This is a genomic window from Metasolibacillus meyeri (assembly GCF_003049505.1).
GTDB lineage: Bacteria > Bacillota > Bacilli > Bacillales_A > Planococcaceae > Metasolibacillus > Metasolibacillus meyeri.
The window spans coordinates 1-6,728 of sequence record NZ_PYWN01000208.1 but is presented as its reverse complement, the minus strand read 5'-3'; the positions used below and the strand labels follow the sequence as shown (position 1 = coordinate 6,728).

The 6,728-nt window shown below is 38.9% G+C and carries 6 protein-coding genes; 1 reads left to right on the top strand and 5 read right to left on the bottom strand.

Going from position 1 to position 6,728, the window contains the following annotated elements; all coding sequences use genetic code 11:
* Window positions 1-211, top strand: a 211-nt coding sequence (locus tag C9J34_RS22505; RefSeq protein ID WP_238600741.1) for a hypothetical protein, incomplete at its 5' end; no start/stop codon positions are given.
* 152 nt (window positions 212-363) lie between these two features.
* Here the strand turns inward: C9J34_RS22505 and C9J34_RS20800 are convergent.
* The 5 genes from C9J34_RS20800 to C9J34_RS20780 form a co-directional block, all read right to left on the bottom strand.
* A complete protein-coding gene (locus C9J34_RS20800; RefSeq protein WP_107842077.1) occupies window positions 364-3,003 on the bottom strand; it encodes a DNA translocase FtsK in 2,640 nt (879 codons plus the stop codon).
* A gap of 613 nt (window positions 3,004-3,616) precedes the next feature.
* Window positions 3,617-4,231 (bottom strand): YtpR family tRNA-binding protein, encoded by a 615-nt coding sequence (gene ytpR / locus C9J34_RS20795; protein ID WP_107842076.1) that lies wholly within the window; start codon window positions 4,229-4,231, stop codon window positions 3,617-3,619.
* Complete coding sequence (locus tag C9J34_RS20790; protein ID WP_107842075.1) at window positions 4,228-5,043, bottom strand: DUF1444 domain-containing protein; 816 nt, start codon at window positions 5,041-5,043, stop codon at window positions 4,228-4,230. The genes ytpR and C9J34_RS20790 overlap by 4 nt, the downstream gene beginning before the upstream one ends.
* A 138-nt stretch (window positions 5,044-5,181) precedes the next feature.
* Window positions 5,182-5,700, bottom strand: a complete 519-nt coding sequence (locus C9J34_RS20785) for a hypothetical protein (RefSeq protein WP_107842074.1) — start codon at window positions 5,698-5,700, stop codon at window positions 5,182-5,184.
* Window positions 5,701-5,937: 237 nt separating this feature from the next.
* Window positions 5,938-6,510, bottom strand: coding sequence for a DUF84 family protein (locus C9J34_RS20780; protein WP_193769128.1), 573 nt, complete (start codon window positions 6,508-6,510; stop codon window positions 5,938-5,940).
* Window positions 6,511-6,728: the final 218 nt, after the last annotated feature.

Here is a 6,728-nt window from a genome sequence, read left to right as displayed (position 1 = left end):
GTTAGTTGAACCAATCGGGCTTTTACGGACAGTTATCGCCCACCTATCCTTTTTATTTTTCTCAAGTCTTGAGGTGGGCGTCTTGTATCTGTACCTGTCGCGTTGTTGCTGGCGCTTCGCTTTCGCACAGAAAACATTTGCTTTCGGTACAATAAACATTGGCGCTACGCTTTCGATACATAAAACATTACTGTCCGTTAATGCGGGATAAAAAATACTAATTTATTATAGCATTAAATATGTAGAACAATAAATGAACGACTATTCTAAATTTTGCTGTAAATAGGCTGCCTAAAAAGCTCTTTATCGTCTCGCTTTTTAGACAGAAAATTGTCAGAATTGTTTGTGTGCCTGGCACCTATACTATAAGTTTTCTAAATCTGATTCTGTAATTAACGACTCTCGCGGCTTACTTCCTCGTTGCTCTGATACAAACCCATGCTTTTCTAGCATCTCCACTAATCTTGCTGCACGATTATAGCCGATGTGATATTTACGCTGGATTGACGATGTAGAAACAGCTCCTTGCTCATAAACAAATCGACATACTTCTTCAAAAAGCTCATCTTGCGCTTCGATTGTTTCAACTTTTTTCAATAGCTCTTCTTGCTCAAAAATGTAATCTGGCTGTCCTTGACTACGCACATAGCGAATAACCTCTTCAATCTCATCATCTGTTACAAATGTTCCTTGAATTCGTTGTGGTGCTGACATACCATTTCCTAAATACAACATATCCCCACGTCCAAGTAAGCGCTCGGCTCCTTGAATATCAAGAATTGTACGTGAGTCGATTTGTGATGATACAGCAAAAGCAATACGCGTTGGAATATTCGCTTTAATTAAGCCTGTAATGACATCTACAGAAGGTCGCTGTGTTGCAACAATTAAGTGAATACCACATGCGCGCGCTTTTTGTGCAATACGACAAATTGCATCTTCTACATCTGTAGGTGCCATCATCATCAAGTCAGCTAACTCATCAATGACAATTAATAAATAGGGTAGTTTTTGTGCATGCTGACCATTTGCCTCTGCTATCGCATTAAAGCGCGTAATATCACGCACTTCCGCATGCATAAATAGCTGATAACGACGCTCCATTTCCTCAACCGCCCATTTTAAAGCTGCCGCTGCTGCCTTTACATCTGTAATAACAGGGCTTACTAAATGTGGTATATGATTAAATGGTGCAAGCTCTACCATTTTCGGGTCAATTAACATTAGCTTTAATTCATGAGGATCAGCCTTATATAATAGACTAACCAAAATTGAGTTAATACAAACAGATTTTCCTGAGCCTGTAGCACCAGCAATTAAACCGTGTGGCATTTTTCGCAAATCTAATGTAACAGGCTTCCCTGTTAAATCTAAGCCGAGAGCCGCTTCCATCGGTGATTCCGATTTTTTAAAACCGACGCTATTCGTTACTTCCGATAAGCGTACAGCACGCGAAATTAAGTTCGGTATTTCAATACCGATTGTACGCTTACCCGGAATCGGTGCTTGAATACGAATATCCTTTGCAGCTAATGCCAGCTTCAAATCATCTGCTAAATTGCGAATTTTGCTCACTTTTGTGCCTTGCCCAATCGTAATTTCAAATTGTGTTACGGCAGGTCCTTGCATAATTGATTCGACCTGCGCTGCTACTTGATGATAGGAGAGCGCCTCCACTAAAGCTTCCGCCTGCTGCTCCATCCAATCATAATCTTCGGTTTTTTGCTCAGGCGGTGCTAAAAAGGTAGTTGAAGGCTTTTCATAAAGCTGTTTTTGTACAGAATTTGCTTCTTGAGCTACTGTGTCTGTATGAACAGTTGGCTGCTCTTCTACTAAATTTCTTGACGTCTGGATGGCTTTATTATTATTTGTTACTTCTTGAACGCTTTCCAATTCTGATGAAATCAGAACAGTAGGTTGCTCCTGCGAATCTGTAATATTTTTTTGTCTAACTTCCTGCGTAGGTGGCTGTTGTATTAATTCCTCAGGTTGTTGGGCTTGTTGTTCTTTTACGTTTTTCGCCTCTTGTTGCAAATGCTGTTGGACAAATTCCTTGGCAAGTTGCTTCTGCTTGTCGGACTTTAACATTAAAACATTGAACGGTAAACGACTTCCAGAGCTCGCTTCCGTTTGAGGGGTTTGCTCTACATGTAATTGACCAATATGAATCGTCGAATTTTCAATCGTTAAATTTTCCACCTTCAATTCATTTAATAAATCAAATTCTTCCATAATAGGCGGTTGCTCTATATCCTTATACTCAGATGTATTCACATCTACCTGTTGTGGTGCTTGACCATCCTCGAATAATTCAATTGTCGATACAGATGGCTGCTCTGTCATTGTCGCTGCCACCTCTTGCTGTTGTGGTGTTTCCTCTACATAAGACGGCTGCTCTAATACAGAAATTTCTTCCTGAGAAATTGGATTTTCAATTTCTTCAACAACTGGCTGCTCTTTTTTCGGCAGTAATTGCTCAATCGGCTTTGGTTTACCGAATCCATAAACAGGAGATGGCACATCTGTCGGTATGAAACGCTTTCGACTTGCTAAAGGATTGGCCGTTGTTGTTTGCTGAGATTCGTTTTTAACACGTGATTTTGTTGGCGTTAAAAAGCTCGTCTCTTCCCTTTTCACATTACTGCGACGTTCTTGCGGCTGACTTCTAAAAACATTCGTCTGCCCTCTGCTTTTTTGTCTGCGCGCTAATAGCTCTCGAATACCTGACACTTCTACATCATAAACTTCCTGTTCTCCTTGTAGATGTTTCGGTAATTCAAATGTCGAACTAGTTGTTGTTTCCTTATGATTCGTTTGGCGTTGCTGTGGAGCTGGTTTTTTTTCCACTAGCTCTTCATCTGCAATAAGCGGGAATCGGAACGCTGTTTTTTTGGCTTGCTGTGGTTGCTCAAATCGCTCTTGCTGCTCATTGTCCAACTCATACTCATCATACTGTTCATCTGTATATAAAATTTTATTCATTTGTTTTTTAAACCAGTTCATATGCTCACTCTTTTCTGTAAAAACCTCATTATTTTTAGCAAATAGAATATTAAAAGCATACCATATTTCACGGCTTTGAGGCAGTGATTACATAGTGGAAATAACGAAAAAAAGACGACTCTAGCTATTTGCTAAAGTCATCTCATCAATAATCTTGAAAAGGCTGTACTTGAATCACTTCAATTGGATATTCATGCAGAACTTGTTCAATGATCTCCACATGTTCTTTTGAATAGTCAATGATACCAATTAGCACTCTTTTATTCACACTATCAACGGATACGGAATCAATGATTAATCCATACTCCTCTTTATTTTGCCAAATCTGTGCTGCAAATTCATTTAAATTTTTGCTATGTACAATATATTCTCCATTTTATACTTGAACCCTATAATGAATAGTAATAAGCATGCGACGAACGAGAAAAACAATATAATTTGCCCTCTATTTTTTAAAACCACTATGCATCACTCCATTCACTATAAGTAGAAGATATTACTTTTTGATAACCTAATCCTATTAAATATTCACTAAAAATTATATATACCTGCGCATCCTTATGACAAAGGAGCCATCTCAAAATGACTTTTCAGACGGCTCCTTCTTCTATGATTATCTTGTTGGAATTTCAAATGCTGCGCCTACTTCAGCATTTATATCTAATACTAAAATACCTTTTTCAGAAGGTGCATTCGGAATTTCTAGCTCACGTGCTGAACATAACATACCGAATGAGTCGACTCCACGTAAATTCCCCTCTTTAATTAATAAACCAGAAGGCATGACAGCACCAATTTTTGCAACAACTACTTTTTGTCCTGCATCTACATTTGGTGCACCACAAACGATTTGCAATGTTTCCTCACCAACATTCACCTTACAAACGCTTAATTTATCAGCATTTGGGTGCTTTTCCTTCGCTTCTACATAACCAACAACAAATTTCGGCGAAAAATCAACATCTAATGATAATGTCACACTATTCGCTGTTAATGCTGCTTCGATTTTTTCTACAAGCGCTGGTGTCAGCTCAACAATTCCTTGTGCTGTTAACTCGATATATTGGCTCGCATTAAATAAGTTAAATGCCTTTACTTCTCCTGTTGCTTCCTCTTTTAATAAAGCGACATCTCCATGCTTGTCCACTACTGTTTTCACAATTTTTTCTGTTGCTAATTGTACTAAAAGCACATCTCCAACATGCTCTTTATTGTATGCTACATTCATTTTTTCTCTTGCTCCTTTTTTACTTTGTTTTTTGCGAGAATAAAAATCGGCTCTAAATTGCCCTCATCATAAATAAACGATAAAGATGTGATTGGCACTGCACCAATCGAGAAGAAATGCATCGTCATCTGCGCTAGTACATCATACCCTACTTCATCCCGAATATCACCTATTATTAGCACATCTTGATGTGGTACAGAAACCGTCATATCGCCCTCGATTTGCGCCGCCATGTCCTTTAAAAATTGGTCATTCAAAATACGGCTCGCATCATAGCCATCATTATGGTTGATAAAATAAAACACGCTGCCTGCTACTTCGTCTTTTTTCGTTGTTGTCGGTAACTTTTTAACAGAAAAGCGTGCAATTTCTCTCACTTGCTCTGCTGTCACCGCAAGCTTTTCTAACATCGTTTCATCGATTAAACGATAGGTCTTTCCTAAATCGAGTGCATAAAAAATTCGCGTTTCTGCTGTATGCTCTGTCGTGACGAACGCATGTCCTTCTTTTGATACTTTTGGAAACGAGCCTGAACGAATAATTGGATAAATAACAGATAGTTGTGCAAAACCTACCTCTTGCTCCTGTAGCATTGCCGCAAATGTTTGTTCAATCGTATAAACGACCTCATCAATAGCCGCTTGCTTTTTCGTTGTATATTTCGCTGCTATTTCAGGCAATGAAATATCCATACCACGTTGCAATCGTTTATGCTCTAGTCGCACTTTATCGGTTTCTTTATCATAAGACCACTCAAAAAGCTCCTCGCCCAGTTGTTTTTTTAGTGCTTCTACAAGCTCTGGAGATTTCACATTTGTCACTCCTCTTAATCAATTACGCCTCTCTGTCCTCTCAAAAACTATGACATCTGCCGGAGGCTTTAGTTTGAAATCTTTTTCAATTATAACAAAAAAGAGCGCCCTTCTGTATTGTTGGACGCCTTACAAATATTATTTAGTAATTTTTACAGAACGGACAATTTGCATCATTGTGTTAAGCTTTTCTTCGATTTTGCGATCCTCAGAAATCGTCGTCATTTTAATGCCACCGATGCTGACAATTAATTCGTAGTGTTTATCACTTTGCTGGACGACAGCTGAAAAGCCAAATGCTCCTTCTGTCTCCATTTCTTGAGATTTCACTACATTTTTTGTTGCATCAGCCATTAAATTATCGTAATGTAGTTTACTATCCTCTTGTTCATTCGTATTGACAAATAATATATAAGAATCTTTATCTCTTGTTAAAATATAGTTCATTTCATTTGCACCTTGCTCTACTGTATAAGATTTAGGTACAAACAATTCAATTGAACCAATTGTCATGTTAGGTACTTCTGCGCCTTCTTGAAAAATTGTTTCAGCGCTAGCTACCCCAACTTCAATTTGCTCCTGCACCGACTTGCCACAGCCTGCTAGCGTAAATGCAAGTGTCGTAATTGCAAGGCCATGAAGCCATTTGCGTTTCATACAGTTTCCCTCACTTTCTATTACAGCATACATTTTAAAGTATTTAGAAGCAATAGTGCAACTACATTGCTTATTTATTATATCAATTACGCCTCGGCGTAATTGCGTCCAGATTTTTTCGAGCTTGCTCGAAAACTCCTCTTCAAAATCTGTGACATCCGCCGGAAGCTTAATTTCTTACAGCATGTATTTGGGCACCCACTGAAATGAGTCTAATACTTGCATTCATCTTGCCATCTATAGCGGTGGGTGACTTCTGTACCTGACGCTACGCTTTCGGTACAAAACATTGCTGAAAGAAGTTAAATATATGATTTGCCCAACAAGTAATGTAACGATATGCTCAAACATTTGCTGACGATTAATTAAGCCATTTGTAAAAATACCGATTGCCCCCTCGTGGTGACGTGTATTTTCTTTCTTTGCAAAAGCATCCATCACTGGTCCTAACTCTTTTCCTGTCCGCACCTCATTAGCCACTTCGATAGGTAAAACAAATTGTGCGCCTGCACTGCTTATCACAGTACCATCCTTTAATGCAACAGCCCCCCAATTACAGCAATACAGCTCATCGTCAACTCGTTGCACGCCACCTTCTAAACCAAAGGCAAAATCTGCTTCTGTTTGTTGCAATGTGCTTTTTGCGCGGTTGATTGCTCCTTGCCTTGTTTCCTCTGTTGACAATGGCTGCGCAGCCACGCCTGATTCCACATTTATATGAATAAAATTTGCTTGTGGAAAATATGTACGAACTACCTTTTCCACTGCGCTCGTTTTCGCCTTATTGTGTGTGCCAATTGCTACTAGCAATGCTGTCATCTCCTATTGCCCTATAATGGACGATTTTTTAGTATAAAAGGATGCCCCTGATTAGACATCTCTTTTCGTTCTCTTAATATATTTGCGAACTTTATGAAATATCGGTGGTTTTCTTGGGGATATCTACGTTTTTTCATAGATATCTGCGGTTTCCTCAATATATCTGCGCTTTCTTATGGATATCTGCGGATTCCTCGGGTATATCTGCG

What these genes read in the sequence shown, in the direction of transcription:
- ytpR (WP_107842076.1), bottom strand. Translation starts at nt 4,231, where the DNA reads ATGAATGTAGCATACAATAAAGAGCATGTTGGAGATGTGCTTTTAGTA.
- C9J34_RS20800 (WP_107842077.1), bottom strand. Translation starts at nt 3,003, where the DNA reads ATGAACTGGTTTAAAAAACAAATGAATAAAATTTTATATACAGATGAA.
- C9J34_RS20785 (WP_107842074.1), bottom strand. Translation starts at nt 5,700, where the DNA reads ATGAAACGCAAATGGCTTCATGGCCTTGCAATTACGACACTTGCATTT.